Annotated in this window: 21 protein-coding genes and 1 other RNA gene; 8 read left to right on the top strand and 14 right to left on the bottom strand. The window is 36.5% G+C overall.

Features of this window, described 5'->3' with window-relative positions; translation table 11 throughout:
* Positions 1-28: 28 nt before the first annotated feature.
* The 5 genes from aroQ to A9996_RS02560 all read right to left on the bottom strand — a co-directional run bounded on the left by aroQ (position 29) and on the right by A9996_RS02560 (position 3,357).
* Positions 29-457 (bottom strand): type II 3-dehydroquinate dehydratase, encoded by a 429-nt coding sequence (gene aroQ, locus A9996_RS02580; protein WP_066430507.1) that lies wholly within the window; start codon positions 455-457, stop codon positions 29-31.
* Positions 458-537: 80 nt separating this feature from the next.
* Complete coding sequence (locus A9996_RS02575; protein ID WP_066430505.1) at positions 538-1,062, bottom strand: hypothetical protein; 525 nt, start codon at positions 1,060-1,062, stop codon at positions 538-540.
* Positions 1,063-1,219: 157 nt separating this feature from the next.
* Positions 1,220-1,861: a porin family protein gene (locus A9996_RS02570; protein WP_066430504.1), complete on the bottom strand. Its 642-nt coding sequence runs from the start codon at positions 1,859-1,861 to the stop codon at positions 1,220-1,222.
* A 174-nt stretch (positions 1,862-2,035) separates the two neighbouring features.
* Positions 2,036-2,530 (bottom strand): outer membrane beta-barrel protein, encoded by a 495-nt coding sequence (locus A9996_RS02565; RefSeq protein ID WP_066430502.1) that lies wholly within the window; start codon positions 2,528-2,530, stop codon positions 2,036-2,038.
* A gap of 191 nt (positions 2,531-2,721) precedes the next feature.
* Positions 2,722-3,357, bottom strand: a complete 636-nt coding sequence (locus A9996_RS02560) for a porin family protein (protein WP_066430500.1) — start codon at positions 3,355-3,357, stop codon at positions 2,722-2,724.
* A 273-nt stretch (positions 3,358-3,630) separates the two neighbouring features.
* Between A9996_RS02560 and xerA the strand changes: the two genes are divergently transcribed.
* From xerA to A9996_RS02545, 3 genes are all read left to right on the top strand, one after another.
* The gene (xerA, locus tag A9996_RS02555; RefSeq protein WP_066430499.1) at positions 3,631-4,542 is read left to right on the top strand and encodes a site-specific tyrosine recombinase/integron integrase; all 912 of its coding nucleotides are present in this window, start codon (positions 3,631-3,633) and stop codon (positions 4,540-4,542) included.
* A 90-nt stretch (positions 4,543-4,632) separates the two neighbouring features.
* A complete protein-coding gene (locus A9996_RS02550; protein WP_066430498.1) occupies positions 4,633-5,817 on the top strand; it encodes a sensor histidine kinase in 1,185 nt (394 codons plus the stop codon).
* Between the two features lie 368 nt (positions 5,818-6,185).
* On the top strand, positions 6,186-7,295 hold the full coding sequence (locus tag A9996_RS02545) for a sensor histidine kinase (RefSeq protein ID WP_169817233.1): 1,110 nt from the start codon (positions 6,186-6,188) through the stop codon (positions 7,293-7,295).
* Positions 7,296-7,315: 20 nt separating this feature from the next.
* Here A9996_RS02545 and rny read toward each other — a convergent pair whose 3' ends face one another.
* The 4 genes from rny to A9996_RS02525 form a co-directional block, all read right to left on the bottom strand.
* A complete protein-coding gene (gene rny / locus A9996_RS02540; protein ID WP_066430496.1) occupies positions 7,316-8,893 on the bottom strand; it encodes a ribonuclease Y in 1,578 nt (525 codons plus the stop codon).
* A 135-nt stretch (positions 8,894-9,028) separates the two neighbouring features.
* Positions 9,029-9,136: non-coding RNA, 6S RNA (gene ssrS / locus A9996_RS02535), on the bottom strand.
* A 52-nt stretch (positions 9,137-9,188) separates the two neighbouring features.
* Positions 9,189-9,482 carry a cell division protein ZapA gene (locus A9996_RS02530; RefSeq protein ID WP_066430493.1) on the bottom strand — a complete coding sequence of 98 codons (294 nt, stop codon included), beginning with the start codon at positions 9,480-9,482 and terminating at the stop codon, positions 9,189-9,191.
* A gap of 17 nt (positions 9,483-9,499) precedes the next feature.
* Positions 9,500-9,790, bottom strand: a complete 291-nt coding sequence (locus tag A9996_RS02525) for a hypothetical protein (RefSeq protein WP_066430491.1) — start codon at positions 9,788-9,790, stop codon at positions 9,500-9,502.
* 342 nt (positions 9,791-10,132) lie between these two features.
* Between A9996_RS02525 and A9996_RS02520 the strand changes: the two genes are divergently transcribed.
* Positions 10,133-11,818, top strand: coding sequence for a M23 family metallopeptidase (locus tag A9996_RS02520; protein WP_066430485.1), 1,686 nt, complete (start codon positions 10,133-10,135; stop codon positions 11,816-11,818).
* Positions 11,819-11,847: 29 nt separating this feature from the next.
* Positions 11,848-14,292, top strand: a complete 2,445-nt coding sequence (locus A9996_RS02515; protein WP_066430483.1) for a TonB-dependent receptor — start codon at positions 11,848-11,850, stop codon at positions 14,290-14,292.
* Positions 14,293-14,353: 61 nt separating this feature from the next.
* Here A9996_RS02515 and A9996_RS02510 read toward each other — a convergent pair whose 3' ends face one another.
* Positions 14,354-15,493: a cysteine desulfurase family protein gene (locus A9996_RS02510; protein WP_066430482.1), complete on the bottom strand. Its 1,140-nt coding sequence runs from the start codon at positions 15,491-15,493 to the stop codon at positions 14,354-14,356.
* A gap of 244 nt (positions 15,494-15,737) precedes the next feature.
* Between A9996_RS02510 and A9996_RS02505 the strand changes: the two genes are divergently transcribed.
* Entirely contained in the window at positions 15,738-16,649 is a 912-nt protein-coding gene (locus A9996_RS02505; protein ID WP_146608913.1) for a hypothetical protein, read from the top strand.
* Between the two features lie 70 nt (positions 16,650-16,719).
* Here A9996_RS02505 and A9996_RS02500 read toward each other — a convergent pair whose 3' ends face one another.
* Positions 16,720-17,280, bottom strand: coding sequence for a DNA mismatch repair protein MutS (locus A9996_RS02500; RefSeq protein ID WP_066430480.1), 561 nt, complete (start codon positions 17,278-17,280; stop codon positions 16,720-16,722).
* Positions 17,277-17,480: a hypothetical protein gene (locus A9996_RS02495; protein WP_211272624.1), complete on the bottom strand. Its 204-nt coding sequence runs from the start codon at positions 17,478-17,480 to the stop codon at positions 17,277-17,279. Before A9996_RS02495 ends, A9996_RS02500 begins: the two co-directional genes overlap by 4 nt.
* Before the next feature lie 124 nt (positions 17,481-17,604).
* On the opposite strand from A9996_RS02495, the gene A9996_RS19490 reads away from it, so the two are divergent.
* On the top strand, positions 17,605-17,904 hold the full coding sequence (locus A9996_RS19490) for a DUF2752 domain-containing protein (RefSeq protein ID WP_245905257.1): 300 nt from the start codon (positions 17,605-17,607) through the stop codon (positions 17,902-17,904).
* 10 nt (positions 17,905-17,914) lie between these two features.
* On the top strand, positions 17,915-18,262 hold the full coding sequence (locus A9996_RS02485; protein ID WP_066430478.1) for a CCC motif membrane protein: 348 nt from the start codon (positions 17,915-17,917) through the stop codon (positions 18,260-18,262).
* 69 nt (positions 18,263-18,331) lie between these two features.
* On the opposite strand, the gene A9996_RS02480 is transcribed toward A9996_RS02485, so the two are convergent.
* Together A9996_RS02480 and rocD are read right to left on the bottom strand one after the other, a co-directional pair.
* Entirely contained in the window at positions 18,332-18,781 is a 450-nt protein-coding gene (locus tag A9996_RS02480) for a DUF5362 family protein (protein ID WP_083993819.1), read from the bottom strand.
* Positions 18,781-20,067: an ornithine--oxo-acid transaminase gene (rocD, locus tag A9996_RS02475; protein WP_066430477.1), complete on the bottom strand. Its 1,287-nt coding sequence runs from the start codon at positions 20,065-20,067 to the stop codon at positions 18,781-18,783. The genes A9996_RS02480 and rocD overlap by 1 nt, the downstream gene beginning before the upstream one ends.
* Between the last annotated feature and the right edge of the window lie 234 nt (positions 20,068-20,301).

The following is a 20,301-nucleotide window of genomic DNA, read 5'->3' as shown; positions in this document are numbered from 1 at the left end:
TTGAGTGAGTTCCTTCCCTTTGGGAAGGCTAGGATGGGATTTCTAAAAAGCTTTGGATCGCCAATTCATAACTCTGCAATCCAAAACCAACAATAATGCCTTTTGCATGTGGCGCAATAAAAGAGTGATGTCTGAACTCCTCGCGCGCAAAGGTGTTCGAAATATGAACTTCTACCACTGGGGTTTTGATAGCTTTAACGGCGTCTCCAATGCCTACTGACGTATGTGTATATGCTGCAGCGTTCAACACAATACCATCATAACTAAAACCCACTTCTTGAATTTTTGAAATCAATTCGCCTTCAATGTTCGATTGAAAATGGGCGATTTCAACGGTGGGATATTTCTTTATGATGGCATCCAGAAATTCATGTAAAGAGAGACTTCCGTAAAGATCCGGTTCTCTGGTTCCCAATAAGTTTAAATTGGGGCCATTAATGATGATCAATTTTTTCATAAGATAAAAGTATTAAAAATTAGGCATAAAAAAAGGAAGCCACTGGCCTCCTTTTCTAAAATTATGAATTTTAGCAATTACTATAAATGTATTGCAAACCCTACAAGCGCTTGAAAAGCATCTTCATAAACATCATTCATAGATACATTGTAACGAATTTTAGGCTCAATGCTTACTTTAGGAGTAATAAACCATGCGTAACCACCTTCAACACCAACATAAGATGGATCTTCACCTCCTTCAGAATAACTTACGCCAGTGTAATCAACACCAACAGGGAACTTATCAGCGATATAATATTTTGCACCCACTTTGTAGGCAAAAGCTTCACCATCTATAGTGCCACTGTCACCATAACCAAATCCAGCTTTAATAGCCAAATTATCAATTACAAAATAGCCACCTTCTGCTCCAACTGACCATTGGGTATCTCCATCAATGGATGTCAATGAAAAAGCGGTACTTCCTGTAGCCCAAGAACCCGTGTTGATTTCAATAAGCCATTTTCCTTCGTGGATTGATCCATGATCATTATGCTCCTCTTGAGCGTTAATATTTGACAATCCAAAAACTGCCACTGCAGCCATTAACATTAATTTCTTCATTTTTTAAAGTTTAAGTTCGATTTATTTGAGAGCACGAAACTAGTATTAACTTCATCGATAACAAAGGAAAAACTACTGTATTTAGTGGTTTAACAAATAATAAAACCAAGGCATTTTGCCTCGGTTTTTATCTTCTTGATAATGATTTAAATAGGTGTTAGAATGAGAATCCAACTCCAAATTGCCAAACTGCATTTTTGATATCGCTATTTCCTAGGAAGGCAGAATCATCTTTAACAATAGTGGTTAACCCGTAGGTGTAACGTGCCGATAAAGAAAAACCATTATCAAATTTATAGCCAGCACCAAGGGCTAAGCTGGTGTCAAAATCTTTAATCTGGGAATCATCCGAATCGATTTCTATATCGCCTCCATCTGAATCAGAATTAAAGTCAATTTCTTCTTTGACCTTAAATCCAAACTGCGGTCCTGCCTCAGCGTACAAACCTTTAACTAGATAAAACTTAGCCATTAAAGGTACTTGGATGTAACTTAACTTATAATCAACATTGCCATCAGTATTAAAAAAGTTACTTTCATCTCTTGTTACAGCTGTAAAACCCTGACCTGAGTACAATACTTCTGGTTGGAAGGAGAAACGCTCACTAATAGGGATTTCCATAAACAATCCTAAATGGAAGCTCGTTAGAAGGTCTTGGTCACCAATGTCATCTCCTGCAACAGTAGAAAGATTGACCCCTCCTTTTACACCAAACTGCGGCGTTATTTCATCTGACTGTGCATAAATAGTTGTGGCGCTAAAGAGAACAACTAATGGTACTAAAAATAAATTTTTCATGAGTTTTTGTTTTTAAATTGAAGTTCGAAGGTAGGTAAGTAAGTACTGACGTTTTTTCAGATTAACACTGTTTAACTTAAGTTGTATGTTTTTAACAATTTTTTAAATTTTACGATTTAAACCAAAAAAAAACCGAAGCCTGTGCTTCGGTTTTTATATTAAATTGCAACGTCATTAGAACATGTATCCAACACCAATATGCAGTGTGTTAATAGTTCCTTTCAAGTCTCCGCCATCTAAATCGAAATCTCCACTTTTACTATATCTATTGGTAATCTCAAACCCGTATCTCGCTTCTAAGAAAAAGTTTTGGGTAATTTTATAGTTAGCACCAAAAGTAAGATCAATACCAAATGAGTTCACACCATCTTCGGCCTCTTCTAAACTCAAATTACCTTGCGGTCCTACTAATATTCCGAATTCTTCAGAAACCATATATTTTGCCAATACAGGGATATATAAAAAACTTACGTCATTTGCACTAGCATATAAAACCTCTGGTTGAATATGAAATTTATCGGAAATTTCAAAGTCGGCAACACCACCAATAAAAAAACCAGATTCATCGCCTGATATGGAATTGCCTTCAAAGGAAACTTTGGCTGTGATGTTTGTGTACCCAGCCATAACGCCAAATTGAGATTGTGCATTGACATTACTTACTACCAAAAACTGCTATTGCAGCTAATAACATTATTTTCTTCATTTTGTTAACTGTTTATTTATTTGAGATAGCTAAAATAGCAATATTGTTATTATTACCAAACAGTGAATGTAGAATTTCACAGCCGTTTATTTGATTATATATAACAAAAAAACCGAAGCGCTTTGCTTCGGTTTTGGAACACTACATCATTTATTTAAAACATAAATCCTACTGAAAGTTGGATAACTCCATTTTTTAAATCTTCATCATCCGAATCATCTGAATCAACAATATTGGCAAGTCCAACATTATAACGCGCTCCAAAATTTAAACCGCTGTCCATCTTGTAACCTAATCCAAAATTGAAACCAAAATCTAAAGAATTTGTTTCATCTTTTAAATCTACTGTTTCAGATTCGCTTACAGTAACTCCCTCAGATGTCTCTTTATAGCTGTATTCTGCTTCAGATGATACTAGAATTCCTACTTGCGGTCCTGCTTCAAGACTTAAACCATTTGTAACATAATATTTAAATAATACCGGAATGTTAATATAACTTAATTTGATTTTGCCCTCTTCTTCATATGTGCCAAAAGAGTCGGTTTCGCTATAAGATAATTTTGTGCCTTGGGATGAATACAAAACTTCTGCTTGAAGCCCCATTTTCTCATCAAACATATATTCAGCCACACCTCCAACATGAAAACCGACAAGCATGTCATTGTTTTCAATATCACCAGTCAAATTGGCCAAATTGACACCAGCTTTAGCTCCAAAACTAATATTTTGAGCATTGATGTTTGAGAATCCGAATGCTGCAATAGCAGCAGTTAAAAGTAATTTTTTCATAAATTTATTTAATTTAAAATTGATTTGGTTTTCAACAAAAAAATGATTTTATCTCAATAAACAAGGTTTTTCTTTAGGCAAATTAACATTTTTTTTAACATTTAAAACTATGACTTTGATTTCGAGAATATTATCAAATTGATTTCCTTGTTAAATTGGGATTTTTGACCATTTATGGATTGACTTATGACAATCATCGCTTTTTTAAAGTTGAAAACGATTTTCATACTTAAGTTAAAGCGCTATTTTTATCAAAATTTATAATTACTTTTCATGAAATGGAACGACGCCCTTAACGATTTTCAGCTGTATTTAAAAATCGAACGCGGTTTGTCTCCCAATTCTATTGCCAACTACACTTTTGACATTCAAAAGCTTATAGGCTTTTTAGAAAAGAATTCTATTTCTGTTTCCCCAATCGTCATTGAGCATACCACACTTCAACAATTTATCTATGAGGTTTCAAAGACGCTCAATGCCAGATCTCAGGCCCGGATTATCTCAGGACTGCGGAGCTTTTTTGGCTATCTCGTTTTTGAAGATTACAGACTAATAAATCCGTTAGACCATATAGAATCGCCAAAAATTGGCCGTAAGCTTCCAGACACCCTGAGCATTAAGGACATCAACAACTTAATAGAAGCTATAGAGCTGACCAAGGAGTATAATGGGGTGCGGATTGGAGAACGCGACAGAACCATACTGGAAACGCTTTACAGTTGCGGCATGCGTGTGAGTGAGTTGACCAATCTCAAAATTTCAGATCTTTTCTTTGAGGAAGGGTTCATTAAGGTTACTGGAAAAGGTGACAAACAGCGTTTTGTTCCTATAGGGACTTCGACACAAAAATATATTAACATTTATAAAGATGAAGTCCGTTCAAAAATAAATGTTCAAAAGGAATACAAGGACACTCTTTTTTTAAATAATAGAGGCAAACAGCTTTCCAGAGCAATGATTTTTACCATGATAAAAAGACTTGCAGAAAAAATTGACCTTAATAAAACCATATCTCCTCACACCTTTAGACATTCTTTTGCGACACATTTATTGGAAAACGGTGCCGATTTAAGGGCGATACAACTCATGCTAGGCCATGAAAGCATTACCACTACAGAAATTTATATGCATGTGGACCGAAGCCATTTAAAGGAAGTCCTTTTAAAATTCCATCCAAGAAAATAACACGCTTTATCGATTTTATTATCCTTTTATCGAATATTATAGTATATTTAAGCCCTAACTAAAATTTTTTATCCAAACACCCCTAAATGGATGAAGTTACCTACGAGCACACCGCCCGCTTTTATTGAAAGTCATGAAGACTTAAATATTTACAAATATAAATATGCCCTAGACAATTCCCATATTGGCCTGTGGGAATGGGATATGCTGAACAATACGATGCATTATTCTGAAGAATCCAAAATAATCCACGGTTATGAAGCTTCACAGTTGGATCTACTTACAACGCATTGGAGTGAAGCCATCCACCCCGAAGATCTTGAAGCACTTCAACAAGCTGTAAATGATCACATTCAAAACGTCACCCAAGATTACAAAAGTGAGCATCGCATTTTACTTAAAGATGGCTCCTACAAATGGATTTTAGACTTCGGAAAAATTGTGGCTTATGATGAGAACAATGTTCCCAAAACTTTTATCGGTACCACTATTGATATCACCCAAAGAAAAGAAGATGAAGAGCGTTTAAAACAAGATTTGAGTATCATTAGCAATCAGAATAAAAAACTGACCAACTTTGCGCATATTGTCACCCACAATTTAAAGGAACACGCAGGTAATATTGAAAGTTTGTTAGGTTTTTACAAAGAGGCTACTACCCTAGAAGGTAAAGAGGAAATAATTGAACACTTGGTCACAGTATCTGATTCCCTGACCAAAACTATTGGGAATTTGAGACAGATAGTTTCCAAGCAAACACACACCAAACTTGAGATCAAACCATTGAGATTTAACGACTATGTCAATAAGGCCATTGAGTTGCTAAAGTTGGAGATTATAGAAAAGAATGTCATTATTAAAAATAATGTCAGTGATGAGCTAACATTGCATAGCAATGAAACGTATTTAGAAAGTATTATTTTAAATTTGGCCTCAAATGCCTTAAAATATTCACATCCAAAGAGACAGCCCGTCATTACCATTGATGCAAAGGCATCTCAAAAAGGTATTAGAATTACGCTTGAAGACAACGGGGTGGGCATTGACCTTGAAAAACACGGACATGCTATTTTTGGACTTTACAATACCTTTCACGGCAATACCAATGCTGAGGGCATTGGACTCTATATCACCAAAAACCAGATTGAAGCTTTAGGAGGTCAAATTACAGTGGAGAGTACCGTTGATGAAGGTTCTAAATTCATCATAACCATTGGCGATAAAAAAAGACTGGCTCCTGCTATCAAATCTAAAATAGCCAGTCAAACAGAATAAACTAAACTGCCGACCAATCTTTTTTTAAACCACTTAAAGCTTCAAATTTTAAGATGGTTCTCTGTCTTCATTCCTTTGGTTCTGGAAGGGATTTAATATAGATCTCTTCTACTACTCTTCTAGATTAACTTAATCCTCAACGATTGAGTACTTCCTTACTGAACAGCAAGCTTATAATAAAATTATAAGTTTACAAAAAAATTCATAACTTACGTACTATCCCTCTGATATTGATTTTAATAGCATTTTAAAACGGTAATTGATTTCCCCCAGAAATTACCAAGTGACTTTTGTTTCACATTTTTCAAGAAAAAGCTATGACCTCACACAGATCAGGATTATCAAAATTAAATTTAAAAACTCCGTTCGTGGATGACCTAAAATGGCAATTGGCACTAGAATATTCTGGTATAGGCATGTGGGAATATGATGCCGTACTGGAGCGTGTTTATTTTTCTGAGGGTTCAAAAAAGATTATAGGTGTGTCAGATCCTTCTTTTGGATCTGATCCTTATGCCTGGAATGATCGTGTCCACCCTGAAGACCGTGCGCTTTATTTTAAGAATTTCCAGGACCATTTAAAGGGACTTACCGAGATGTATGAAAATGAGCACCGTGTGAGATGTGAGGATGGTTCTTATAAATGGATACGCGATAGAGGTCAAATTGTGGAATGGGATGAACACAACCAACCTAAGCGTCTTATTGGAACGCATATGGACATCACGAGCCAAAAGCAAAATCAAGATACCATCAACAATTCTTTGCTGATTGCGACAGAACATAATAACAAACTGAAAAACTTTGCCCACATTGTCACTCACAATCTAAAGCAACACACAGGAAATTTTGAGAGCTTATTGGAGTTTTACGAAGAATCAAACTCCCCTGCGGAGAAAGAAGAAATAATGACTCATTTGAAAACGCTGTCGACTTCTTTGTCAAAAACAATCAAAAATTTGCATGACATTGTTAATGTGCAGAATAGCAAATCCAATGAAACTAAAAGGATCTATATCGCCAAACAAATTGATCATATCCTGGAGCTTCTTGATCTTGTTATTACAGAAAATAACGCTACCATTCACAATAATATCAATAAGAAAATATTTCTTTATTTCAATAGTTCCTATTTTGAAAGCATTATCCAGAACTTATTATCAAATGCCATAAAGTACAAACATCCCGATAGAGACCCTGTGATTTCAATTGATTGCACTAAAGACAAAAATGAGGTTAAACTTATGATTACTGACAATGGCATTGGTATAGATCTTGACAAATATGGCAAAGATATTTTTGGGTTGTACAAAACGTTCCATCATAATGATGATGCTGAAGGCGTCGGTTTATATCTGATAAAGAATCAAATTGAGAGCTTTGGCGGTACTATTGCAGTTGATAGCGAGGTAAATGTTGGGACGACTTTTACCATTATAGCAAAAACAAAAAAGCCTAACACATTGCCAGGCTTTTAAAAATAATTTATACTGTATTATTATTTTGCAATATTCACAGCTCTAGTTTCTCGTATAACTGTAACTTTTACCTGACCTGGATAGGTCATATCTGTTTGTATTTTCTGTGAAATCTCAAAAGACAAATTAGCGGCTTGCTCATCTGAAACGCGTTCACTTTCTACCATCACTCTCAATTCACGTCCTGCTTGAATAGCATAGGCTTTATTGACACCGTTAAACCCAAAGGCCACAGCCTCTAAGTCTTTCAGACGTTGTATGTAGGAATCCAATACCTGACGTCGTGCGCCCGGTCTTGCTCCGGAAATGGCATCACACACCTGAACGATTGGTGCAAACAGAGTAGTCATTTCAATTTCATCGTGATGGGCGCCAATGGCATTGCAAACCTCTGGTTTTTCACCATACTTTTCTGCCCATTGCATGCCTAAAATAGCATGGGGGGTTTCCATGTCTGCTTCAGATGCTGGTACTTTTCCAATATCATGAAGCAATCCGGCACGTTTTGCGATTTTAGGATTTAAGCCTAGTTCCGCAGCCATCACACCACAAAGTTTTGCTACTTCACGTGAATGCTGTAACAAGTTTTGACCGTAAGAAGAACGGTATTTCATCCGTCCCACCAATTTGATGAGTTCAGGATGCAGTCCGTGAATTCCCAAATCGATTACCGTACGTTTTCCAACTTCAATAATCTCTTGCTCAATCTGCTTTTGCGTTTTTTCAACGACCTCTTCAATTTTAGCTGGATGGATTCTTCCATCAGTCACCAATTTATGAAGCGATAAACGCGCTACTTCACGTCTGACAGAATCAAAACATGACAATATGATTGCTTCTGGGGTATCATCCACAATAATCTCTACACCTGTTGCAGCTTCAATGGCACGAATATTTCGGCCTTCTCTACCTATAATACGTCCTTTAACATCATCAGATTCTATATTAAATACCGACACACAATTGTCGATAGCCTCTTCGGTACCAATACGCTGAATGGTATTAATAATAATTTTCTTAGCTTCTTGTTGTGCAGTAAGTTTAGCTTCTTCTAAGGTATCCTGCACATACGCCATCGCATCAGCTTTGGCTTCCTGCTTAAGAGACTCAATAAGTTGTGATTTAGCTTCTTCGGCAGACAGTGCGGAAATAACCTCAAGCTGCCTGATTTGGCTTTTGTGCGCTTTATCAACTTCTTCTTTCTTTTTTTCTAAAAATTCAAGTCGGAAGTCATAATCCTTAATTTTATCTTCTATTTCTTGGGACAGCTTTTTATTTTTAGCTAATTCATTGGAGGTTTGAGATTCCTTATCGCGGGTTCTCTTTTCAGCTTCAGCCATTTTTTTATCACGTGAAAGAATAATCTTCTCGTGTTCAGACTTTAATTCAATAAATTTTTCCTTTGCTTGTAAAAGCTTGTCCTTTTTTATGGACTCACCTTCAGAATTTGCCTGTCTTAAAATGGAATTTGATTCTTCCTGTGCATTTTTAATGAGTTTTGAAGCATTGTTTTTTTCTAGTGTCTTTGCTACAATATATCCGAGTACTATGCCTAATACTACGCCACCAACAATTAATAAAATTGTATTCGTTTCCATGTTTAGTTGAGTTTAAAAAAATTTTGATATCATAAAAAGGTCCCGATAAAGCGGGAATAGTTTAGCACCACCATCCCCTATAAAGATGTGGCACTTAACCAAAAAAAAAGCCTACATCAGCTTCGAATTTTGTATAAACCCCTTAAAAACAAGTTTAGGGCTAACAAGCTGATCAAAAATCTGCTCAAAGGCAGCTCGATTTTACAACTTAAACTCACCCTTTTTAAAGAAATAACGTTGAGTTTATCAAAAAAAATAACTAATGTAGGCAGTAACCTATTTATTTTAAAGAACGTTAAGAGCTCAAATGTGAATGAAGAAGATCGTCTAAAGCGGCTAATCTATTTTTGACATCTTCACTAACATTGTCTTTATCTATTGTTTTCTGTTCCACTTGAGACGCAAACTGCAAGGCGCACATGGCCAAAACATCTTGTTTGTCCCTCACGGAATAATTCTGCTCAAATTGACCAATCATAGTTTCAATTTTCTTAGCGGCTTTTCGCAATCCTTCCTCCTGACCTGGTGTAATCGTTAACGGATACACTCTGTTTGCAATGGATAGCTTAATTTTTTGCTGTTCTGACATTAAATACTATGCTTACATTATTCAGATAATTGCGCTATACAATGATCTATGTCTTTTATTAATGTATTTATTTTGAGCTTTGTCTCTCTTTTATTTTCATCACTGCCCAACATTGAATTTGCAATTTTAAGGGCTTCATATTTTTCAACCCAAGAGCTTAATGCTTCTTGCTGTTGAATAATTTTTTGCTGATAACTGGCCAATTCTTCAGAAAGCTTCGCATTGGTTTGTTTTAAAACCTCTTGTTTATGTAAAACTCTGCTGATTTTATTTTCTAAAGAATCAACAATATCTTCAACTTTACTCATTTACAAATTTCAATACTGATGAAACAAAGTTAACATACCTTATTAAAAATCGCAATTGTTTTGTCATAAATTTTAAAATTTTTTAAAGTTATAAGCCTAAAGCAATTAGCACGGTTAAAGTTAACTAAGTGTTACACTTTTTATGATTGGTAATCTTTGTGGGCATTTCAAAAGTGTCCGCTATGCTTGAAGCAGTCCTGTTCTTTAAATTGAGAACTAATCCCTATATAGATTCTCTGCTCTTTAGTACCTCAAAAAGCCCTTGACAACAAATAACTTTAAAGTCTCATAACTTTAGGCACTACTAACTTTTTTAATATTTTTAGCCTTTCAAATGTAGCTATGAAATTTCTCTTTATCCCTCTTCTCTTGACCACTTTTGCCTTTTCTCAGGTAGACTATCCAAAGGACTATTTTAGAAGTCCGCTGGACATTCCCATCATCCCTTCAGGAACTTTTGCAGAGTTAAGAACCAATCACTTCCATGCAGGATTAGACATCAAAACCCAGCAAAGAGAAGGCCTCAATGTATACACGGTTGCTGAAGGTTATGTAAGCCGCATCAAAGTGTCGCATTATGGTTACGGAAAAGTTATCTACATCACCCATCCCAACGGCTACACCAGCGTGTATGGGCATTTATCCAGTTATGCGCCTACCATTGAAGCCTATATAAAAGCGAATCAATACAAAAATGAATCCTATGAGGTTGAACTATTTCCTGCAGTTGATGAGTTGAAAGTAAATGCAGATGAGATCATTGCATATTCAGGAAACACCGGGAGTTCTGGAGGACCACATTTACATTTTGAAATCAGGGATCAACAGGAACGCACCATCAATCCGCTATTGTTTGGATTGGCAGTACAGGACAAAAAGGCACCTTTTGTAACTGGAGTCTACGCCTATACAAAAGGCGATGATTCATTTGTAAATGGTAAAACCGGTAGAGTTGAATTGCGCCTCATTCCTACCAAAAATAAAGATTATAATGTAGAGGGTATCAGTGCTATCGGAACCATTGGTTTTGGGGTTATAAGTTATGATTCCCAAGATTTGGCAGTCAACCAAAACGGCATTAACGGGATAGAAACCTTTTTTAATGGTCAAAAAAAGCTTGAGATGGATTTCAACCGGTTTTCTTTTGATGAAAGTAAGCACATCAATCGGTTCATCGACTATGAACTTCTCAAAACCAAAAAAAGTCGCATTCAAAAGTTGTTCGTTGAACAAGGAAATGTGCTCAGTCTCTATAAGGATCTTGATAATGATGGTTATGTGATTGTAGAAGATAGTACCTCTTCCGTTTACAAAATCAGGATTAAGGATTTTCACGGTAATGAATCTTGGGTCAATATCTCCATTAATGGCAAAAAGATGTCAAGTACCCCGACGGAAATTGATACCAAGGACAAAACTTATATTTTCTCAGAGCAACCTACCAATTTGAACGAAAAAAATGTAACGGTTTACTTTCCTGCCAACAGCTTTTATGAAGATACTTTTATCAATTTTAGGGTGAGTAATGATACGCTCTACTTGCATAAAGACATTGTTCCTCTTCAAAAAAATGTTACCATAAGTTATGACATCAGTAATTATAAAGACACTGAAAGAGACAAACTCTATATTGCTGAATTGATTGGTTACCGGAACTACCCAAGTTATCTTAACACAAAAAGAAAGGACAATATCTTAACGGCATCTTCAAATGCTTTGGGAACATATGCATTGGTTATGGACACCCAAGGTCCTAAAATTTCAGCTTCTAATTTTCAAGATGGGAAATGGTTGAGCAACTACCGCTTTCTTAAATTTAAAATTACAGATAACCTTTCTGGTATCAGTAATTACCGAGCCACCGTTAATGGCAAATTTATTTTGATGGAATACGAATATAAAACCAATACACTCACCTTTGATTTTAACGATAATGTGGTGACCGATACCAAAAACGAATTGAAACTCATCGTCACTGATAATGTAGGAAATAGTTTTACATTTGAAGCAACCTTCTTTAGAAAATAAAAAAACACTCTTTGAAACTACATTTTTACATGCTTCGTTTTGCGCTTTTAATGCTACCAGTTATAGGGTGGTCACAAACCGCAACCATAAGAGGTATTATTTTGGATGACCTAAATGTGCCTGTATCAAACGTCAATATCTCATCAGGAGATTTAGGAACTACTACTAATGACAATGGGTTTTATGAACTTAAGATTCCAATCGAAAGGGATGTTGTTGTGGAGTTCACCCATATTTTGTATAAACGAATCGTTGTTAAATTTAATCTCAAAAATGGACAGGACATAGAATTCAATCCTGTGATGAATTTAAATATTGAGCAAATTGCAACAGTAATTATCAATAGCAATCAGCGGCAATTTGTAGAAGGAGTGACCACTATTGCTCCTGAAATTCTTCGCACTATAAAAGGCGCACAGCCCGGAATTGAAAATATTTTAAAAACCTTACCTGGAGTCAATATTTCTAATGAGTTGAGCACACAGTATTCAGTACGGGGTGGCAACTTTGATGAGAATTTGGTATATGTCAATGAGATTGAAGTTTATAGACCATTTTTAGTTCGCTCGGGACAACAGGAAGGCTTGAGTTTTGTAAATACAGATTTGGTTCAAAACGTTGATTTTTCTGCTGGTGGCTTTCAAGCCAAATATGGCGATAAGTTATCCTCAGTATTGGATATTACGTACAGAAATCCTATAAAATTTGGTATCACAGCCGATGTGTCGTTATTGGGTGGCAGCATTTCTGCGGAAGCGGTATCAAAAGATTCCAAGTTATCAGGTATTATTGGACTGCGCTATAGAGACAATAGTTTGGTGCTTAATTCTTTGGAAACTGAAGGCATTGTAAAACCTGTATTTGCAGATGTTCAAACCTATCTTACCTATACATTTACCGATAAATTCCAAGTTAACTTTTTAGGAAACATATCGAGCAATAAGTATAGTTTTCAGCCACAAAACAGACAGACCAATTTCGGAACGTTAGCCAACCCTTTGGCCTTATTGGTCTATTATGAAGGTCAGGAAAAGGATGCTTACAACACCTATTTTGGTGCTTTTAAAGCAAATTATTTTGCGAGTGAAGACCTAACGTTAAAACTTATTGCCTCCACGTATCACACTACAGAAGAAGAATATTTTGATATTTTGGCCCAATACCGTTTGGGCGAAGTGAATAGTAATATTGGCGATGAAAACTTAGGCGAAGTTGAGTTTAGTGAAGGCATCGGCTCTCAGCTAACTCACGCTAGAAATGATTTGGACGCTTTGATCACCACTATTGAACACAAAGGCGATTATGAAATGGACGACAACACCTTTGAATGGTCCATAAAATATACACATGAAGATATTCGAGACCGTTTGGTAGAATGGGAAGTAATTGATTCTGCCGGATTTTCTATAAATCCGCCAAAATCAGATGTCTTTAATAACCAGCCTTATCAACCCTATCAAGGCCCTTTGGTTGCTTTTCAAAATGTACGCGCCACCAATTATGTACAAATCGATCGCTTTCAGGGGTATGCGCAAGGGAGCAAACGTTCAGAATTGGGTACTAATGAGGTATTTTACAACATTGGGATAAGAGCACACAACTGGACGGTAAATGGCGACGGTATTAAAAGTAACACACAAACTGTTTTTAGTCCGCGGGCACAATTTGCCATCAAACCTGATTGGGACAAAGACATGTTGTTCAGGATTGCTGGTGGGTTGTATTACCAGCCTCCTTTTTATAGAGAACTTAGAGATTCTTCAGGTATCGTAAGACCAGATGTAAAAGCCCAAAAATCAATACATCTTGTATTGGGCAATGACTACAGCTTTAAAATGTGGGACAGACCGTTCAAATTGGTGTCTGAAGCCTATTTTAAGCACATGACCGATGTAAATCCGTATACTCTGGAAAACGTAAGAATAAGGTATCGTGCCAACAATAATGCAAAGGCTTATGCCTATGGTTTAGATTTAAGATTGAACGGCGAATTTGTTCCGGGTACGGAATCGTGGTTTAGCTTTGGGTATTTGAAGACTGAAGAGAATATTGAAGGCCGTGGCTATATTGCCAGGCCAACCGATCAACGTTTAAAATTTGCCGTCTTGTTCCAAGATTATGTGCCCAATATTCCAGAATTAAAGGTGTATCTCAATTTGGTTTATAATACGGGTGTTCCTGGTGGCTCTCCAAGTTATGCTGATCCTTATGAATACCAAAACAGATTACGGGATTATAAACGTGCCGATGTTGGTTTTTCTTATGTGATTATAGATAGCGAAAAAACGTATAATGCCAACTGGAAAAGTGCGTTTAAGGAACTGACCATTGGTGTGGAAGTCTTTAATATGTTTGATGTTCAAAACTCCATTACAAATACGTGGGTGAGAGATGTATATAGCAAACGCCAATATGCAATTCCCAATTATTTGAGTCCGCGTGTGTTTAACGTGCGGTTGTCTATGAAGTTTTAGGATTTTTTTCTTGCTCGTAAAGGCGCCGAGTTTTGAATTATATTCTGGATAGTGTTTAGCTTCATATAAATTCCCTTAGCACTTCAATCACATAATCCACTTCAGCTTTGCTATTAAAACTCGAAAACGAAAACCGAACAGAAGGTTTTAATAAATTATCTGCACTTAAAATTTCAGAAAGGACATGCGAATTTTGATTACTTCCACTTTGGCAGGCAGAACCTTTAGAACATGCAATGCCCTTTAAATCGAGCTGAAAGTGAAGCATCCCTCCTTTTTCTACGGCAATTGGCAAACAGACGTTAATCAAAGTATACGTGCTTTCTTCTGAATTTTCACAGCCGCCATTAAACGACATCCCTGGAGACAACGCTTTTAATTGCACAATGAAATAGGTTTTTAGTTCTAAAATGTGAGAACGCTCTGTTTCAAGATTGGCATAACTTAATTTGAGAGCCTCTTCCATTCCTACAATATTGTGGATGGCTTCTGTACCGGCGCGATACCCACGCTCCTGCTCACCTCCAAAAATAGACGCTTTGATGCCAGAACCTTTTCTGATAAAAGCAAATCCAACACCTTTTGGACCATGGAATTTATGGGCACTGGCTGCTAAAAAATCGATGGGAATAGCTTGCAAATCTAAATCATAATGGCCTACAGACTGCACCGTATCACTATGGAATAAGGCTTTATTTGCTTTACAAAGTGTCGCCACTTTTTGGATATCAAGTTTGTTGCCAATTTCATTATTGATGTGCATCAAACTGACTAATTTCTTGTTTGACGATTGTAATAAACGCTCAAGATCATTTATATCAACTGCTCCATTTTCAAGCACTTTTACATAGGTAACGGTAATAGGATATTGCTTTTGGAGATGCTCAACGGTGTATAAAACAGCGTGATGCTCCAATTTGCTGGTAATGATTTCAGTGACACCCAAATCTCTAACAGCGCTTCGTAACACTAAATTATCAGCTTCAGTCCCTCCTGCCGTAAAGACAATTTCAGAAGCATGGACATTTAAAAATGACGCAATGGTTTTTCTGGAGGTTTCCATCAATGATTTTGCTGACCGCCCGACACCATGGGTAGAAGAGGCATTGCCATACTGTAAACGCATCACGTCTGCCATTCGCTCAATAACAGCGTCCCTCATTGGTGTTGTTGCTGCATTATCAAAATAAACCTGTTTCATAGTGCTTTATTAATGTGGAATGATTCGTTGGGATGAAAGATTACCTCTATTGAATAGATCTGGTGATTTTTATAAGTCTTGAATCCTAAGCTAAACGTTATTTTGTTCAAACACACCAATAACTCAATAACCTTTCAACTAAAAAAGAGCTTCCAAAACACAAAAGTACTCCAAATAAAATTATTTGAAAGATGCCACCTTATAAATTACAGAATGACTTATTTTTGTTGCTAAATTGATGGAAATGCAAAAATTACTTTACCTCTTAGTTTTATGTGTATTGGTCACTTCTTGTAGTGATGGTGATATTCTTGAAGTGGAATTGGCTTTTGACAAAAACCTTACATTGTGCAATTTAGATCCCGAGGTTTATTTTCTATTTGAGACAAAAACAAATCCGTCTGAATCTTTGAGCTTGATTTTTGATAAAAATCCTACCACTGCTCTTATTTTCAATCCAGTGGCAAATAATTTCACGAGCACATTTGAAATTAATGGTAGTGGCACCAATTTCAATTACAGAACGTATAACGGCGATCCTGAAAATTTGATTTGTAATCTTTTACCAGACCCCAACACCACTATTATAAATGATTATGCCGCAACTTCTGGTACAGTTACTACAATAACTACCTTTGTTGATGATGATGCTGACGGCATTCCATCTGAAATAGAGGATAAAAATTTAGATGGTGATAATAATCCTGCTACTGACCCAACAGATTTTGACGGTGATGGCATTCCGGATTATCTTGATGCCGATGACGATAATGACAATGTATTGACTATTGATGAAAAACCTAACTATACTGAAGCTGATGGCCTATCAAAAGCGCAAGATACTGACGGAGATGGCACCCCAGATTATTTGGACGACGACGACGATGGCGATGGCGTATTGACGCGACTAGAAGATGAAAATTCGAATGGAAACCCAAAAGATGATCGTGACGAAAACACGTCAACACCAACAGTTTCTAGATATTTAAATGCCGACGCTAAAGATACTTATGACTATCAATCATTTAATAAAAACAGTTATAACCGTATCATTACCGTGAAATTTGTTATTTCAAATGTCAATTTAAATGTGATTAGTTTGACTGAGGTAGATTTTGGAACCTACAAAAGCACGACTACCATTCAAGAGGAATAGAAACTTGATGGTAGTTGTTTTTATTACTGAAGTGTTGTCTTAAAATTTCAGTGGTAACGATCAATAGAACTCAAGGTTGCACATTTTGAAATATATAAACTTCCATCGCCCCTAACCCATATTTCTGAAAATCGGCAGCATAAAATTTGAGGTTTTCATAGCGTCCAAATAGTGTTTCCAATTCCATTTTGAGCACACCTTCTCCTACGCCGTGAATAAAAACGATCTTTTGGATGCGTTTGCTGATCGCAAACTCCAACTGACGTTGTGCGGTATCCAATTGCAGGGTCAACATATCATAATTGGATAAATGACGTTGGTTCTCTGTCAAATTGTGGATGTGCAAATCTACTTCCATTGTTGGTTGGTTACGGTCTTTTGGTTTGACCTTTACAGATTTCCGCTTGCCAGTCTGTTCCTTTTCTGAAATAACCTCACGAAATGAATGCTCAGAAAAAACCTCGGCTTTCAACGTGTCCTTGTCATCCAATTTCAGCAATTCATTCTCATTGAAATCCAGAAGAAATCCGTCGTCAGTATCAATAAAAACGGTCATACCATCAATTTTTGAAACCTTACCAGAAATGGCTTCATCCAAAACAGTCACCTTATCTCCTATTTTTAATTTCATAGTTTCTCGTCATTATCAGAAGGCGCTCCTGAATCATTTTTGCTTGGTATGTTTTTTGAAATACGATACACCCCTATCATCAAAATTACAATACCTCCAATGAGTACGTATTGATTTTGATCCATTCCTGCTTTGGCGTAAATGGCTACCAATCCGCCAATGATTATTAATAAAAGACTTATAAACCGTGATGTATCCATAGAATGATGATTTAAATAGTAAACAACGAAATTACACATTTTGGAGCAAATGAGCTTTGGTTTTTGGCAAATCTAGTCTCAAAAAAATCATGGCATTAATTCCTTTCTTTTTATACATTTGTGCATGACTTTGATTGGCCTTATCAAGCTTGAAGATTTTATGCTGCCGTGTTTGAACAAACAATTGTTTGGCGTGGAGTGTTTGGGCTGTGGTATTCAACGTGCTACAATCTTATTATTCAAAGGCGAATTCGTTCTGGCATTTAAAATGTATCCCGCTATATACACTCTTTTTTTATTGGCACTTTTTCTTATATTTAACCTCTTTAAAAAATTCAAGTACGATTATGGACTCAAAATGGGATTGATAAGCCTTAATGTTGCCATCATCGTCATCAGTTTTCTAATTAAAATAACCAACTAAAACCAATTACATGGAACAACAACAATTACCAAATTCAACACTCATTTTAGTCTTCGGGATCATATCAATAGTGACCTGCTGCTGTTATGGTATCATCGGTTTACCTTTAGGTATCGTCGCCTTAGTAATGGCTAACAAAGCAACCGCAGTTTATGCAGAGAACCCTGAGATCTATAAAGGATTTCAAAATGTAAAAACTGGAAAAATTCTTGCTATAATTGGAATCGTTTTAAATGCAATTTTCTTAATCTATGTCATTTGGATGTTTACAACTATCGGCTATGACGGCATGCAAGAAGCTCAAGAAGAATTTATGAGAAGCTTTAACCAAGGTATGGAGGAAGGCAGAAACAAATAATTTCCTATTTAATAATGAAAAAGCGGCTCTACGGCCGCTTTTTTCATTTTATAAACTTTCCTACTTTTACTACATCATTCCAGCAATGATTGCAAACACAAAAATCAACACATATAAACTAATGATGGCCATGGTGAAAATCCCCAAGAATTTGTAATGTGACTTCAAATTTGAAAATGCTGCCGTAAGCTCATCATTATTATTGGAGTTTAAAGCACCTTTCATTTTTCGTGAAAAATTAAAGAGATAAAGCACAGGGAAAAAGTATACCAGGCCAAAAACAACATAAACAATTCCAAAATAGGACATGTCCATTCCCAAGTCCTCATACGGATTGCCTCCAGGCATCATCCCCATAACAACACTAAAAAATATTCCGAAAAGAAACATAAGTCCGATGCCAATAAATCCTAGAATGGACAGAAAATAGGTCCATGTGGAAGTTTCCTTTAAAAATCCTAAAATTGCTGGCGGGAGATTCAGTTCAAAAGTATCAAATGCAGATTTTTCTTCCATCATTATGAATTAGGCTCAAACTGTTTCAATGTTTTTATAATAATATGGACACAGTCCAAAAGTTGTTCTTCATTGATCACTAATGGTGGCGCAAAACGGATGATATTGCCGTGGGTTGGTTTGGCTAAAAGTCCGTTATCACGCAGTGCCAAACAAATATTCCAAGCCGTATCGCTGTCTTCGCTATCATTGATCACAATGGCGTTGAGCAAACCTTTTCCTCTCACCAATTTAGTGATCTTGCTGGTTTGGATAAATGTATCCAATTCGCTTCTAAAGAGTCGTCCCAATACATCAGCATTTTCAGCTAATTTTTCTTCTTGAACAACGTCCAAAGCAGCCATTGCTACGGCCGCAGCTATAGGGTTTCCGCCAAACGTGCTACCGTGATTTCCTGGTTGTATCACATTCATTATAGGATCATTCGCCAAAACTGCACTTACAGGATACGCGCCACCACTTAGGGCTTTTCCTAAAATTAAGATATCTGGTTTCACGTCTGGGGTGCCAGAACAATTTTTTTCGGGACAGCTACAGTCGCCACAAGTCGCCAATAAACGACCTGTCCGTGCAATGCCTGTTTGTACTTCATCTGCTATAAACAAGACGTTGTACTGTTCACACAAGGCTTTGGCTTTTGACAAATAATCTTCACTAGGCACATAAACACCAGCTTCACCTTGAATAGGTTCCACCAAAAATCCTGCAACATTTGGAGTGCTTTTTAGCGTTGCTTCCAATGCTTCCAAATTATCATATTCAATTTTTATAAAACCGTCTGTGAAAGGTCCAAAATGTTTGCGTGCCACAGGATCATTGGAAAATGAAATGATGGTTGTAGTACGTCCATGAAAATTATTTTCACAAACAATTATTTCTGCTTTATGGTTTGGGATCCCTTTGACTTCATAAGCCCATTTTCTACAAATTTTGAGGGCCGTCTCAACAGCTTCCGCACCTGTATTCATTGGTAATATTTTGTCAAACCCAAAATATTTTGCAGCATAGGCCTCAAATTTCCCCAACATATCATTGTGGAACGCACGTGAGGTTAAGGTTAAGGTCTGTGCTTGTTTGGTCATGGCATTGACGATTTTTGGATGACAATGACCTTGGTTGACAGCGGAATAGGCTGAAAGAAAATCATAATATTTTCTTCCTTCAACATCCCATACATACACACCTTCTCCTTTACTCAATACTACTGGTAGTGGATGGTAATTGTGTGCACCATACTTGTTTTCTAAATCGATCGCTTGTTGCGAAGTTAATTGGTTTAAAACAGCCATTTTATAAGAATTTAAGGTTTTATGTCTAAAAAGACATGGTTTGACAACGTATTATAGAAGCAAACATTAATAATTATATCTCGCTAAGCGAGTAAAATAACCATTCCTACTGTACCTTTATTCTTTCGATAAAGCTCGAAAAAGCAGCGTGGGAGAGAAATCATCCCTTAGGGCCTGCAAATTAGGAAATAATTAAACCTCCAAAAAATTTTTCGCGATGATTTTACGCCTTCC

Origin of the sequence: Gelidibacter algens (assembly GCF_001678675.1) — a bacterium.
Lineage (GTDB): Bacteria > Bacteroidota > Bacteroidia > Flavobacteriales > Flavobacteriaceae > Gelidibacter > Gelidibacter algens.
The sequence above is the reverse complement of the archived record's forward strand: the minus strand, read 5'-3'. Positions and strand labels throughout refer to the sequence as shown.

Coding starts and splice junctions, on each gene's coding strand:
- aroQ (WP_066430507.1), bottom strand. CDS start 457: ATGAAAAAATTGATCATCATTAATGGCCCCAATTTAAACTTATTGGGA.
- A9996_RS02575 (WP_066430505.1), bottom strand. CDS start 1,062: ATGAAGAAATTAATGTTAATGGCTGCAGTGGCAGTTTTTGGATTGTCA.
- A9996_RS02570 (WP_066430504.1), bottom strand. CDS start 1,861: ATGAAAAATTTATTTTTAGTACCATTAGTTGTTCTCTTTAGCGCCACA.
- A9996_RS02560 (WP_066430500.1), bottom strand. CDS start 3,357: ATGAAAAAATTACTTTTAACTGCTGCTATTGCAGCATTCGGATTCTCA.
- xerA (WP_066430499.1), top strand. CDS start 3,631: ATGAAATGGAACGACGCCCTTAACGATTTTCAGCTGTATTTAAAAATC.
- A9996_RS02550 (WP_066430498.1), top strand. CDS start 4,633: ATGAAGTTACCTACGAGCACACCGCCCGCTTTTATTGAAAGTCATGAA.
- rny (WP_066430496.1), bottom strand. CDS start 8,893: ATGGAAACGAATACAATTTTATTAATTGTTGGTGGCGTAGTATTAGGC.
- A9996_RS02530 (WP_066430493.1), bottom strand. CDS start 9,482: ATGTCAGAACAGCAAAAAATTAAGCTATCCATTGCAAACAGAGTGTAT.
- A9996_RS02525 (WP_066430491.1), bottom strand. CDS start 9,790: ATGAGTAAAGTTGAAGATATTGTTGATTCTTTAGAAAATAAAATCAGC.
- A9996_RS02520 (WP_066430485.1), top strand. CDS start 10,133: ATGAAATTTCTCTTTATCCCTCTTCTCTTGACCACTTTTGCCTTTTCT.
- A9996_RS02515 (WP_066430483.1), top strand. CDS start 11,848: ATGCTTCGTTTTGCGCTTTTAATGCTACCAGTTATAGGGTGGTCACAA.
- A9996_RS02510 (WP_066430482.1), bottom strand. CDS start 15,493: ATGAAACAGGTTTATTTTGATAATGCAGCAACAACACCAATGAGGGAC.
- A9996_RS02505 (WP_146608913.1), top strand. CDS start 15,738: ATGCAAAAATTACTTTACCTCTTAGTTTTATGTGTATTGGTCACTTCT.
- A9996_RS02500 (WP_066430480.1), bottom strand. CDS start 17,280: ATGAAATTAAAAATAGGAGATAAGGTGACTGTTTTGGATGAAGCCATT.
- A9996_RS02495 (WP_211272624.1), bottom strand. CDS start 17,480: ATGGATACATCACGGTTTATAAGTCTTTTATTAATAATCATTGGCGGA.
- A9996_RS19490 (WP_245905257.1), top strand. CDS start 17,605: ATGACTTTGATTGGCCTTATCAAGCTTGAAGATTTTATGCTGCCGTGT.
- A9996_RS02485 (WP_066430478.1), top strand. CDS start 17,915: ATGGAACAACAACAATTACCAAATTCAACACTCATTTTAGTCTTCGGG.
- A9996_RS02480 (WP_083993819.1), bottom strand. CDS start 18,781: ATGATGGAAGAAAAATCTGCATTTGATACTTTTGAACTGAATCTCCCG.
- rocD (WP_066430477.1), bottom strand. CDS start 20,067: ATGGCTGTTTTAAACCAATTAACTTCGCAACAAGCGATCGATTTAGAA.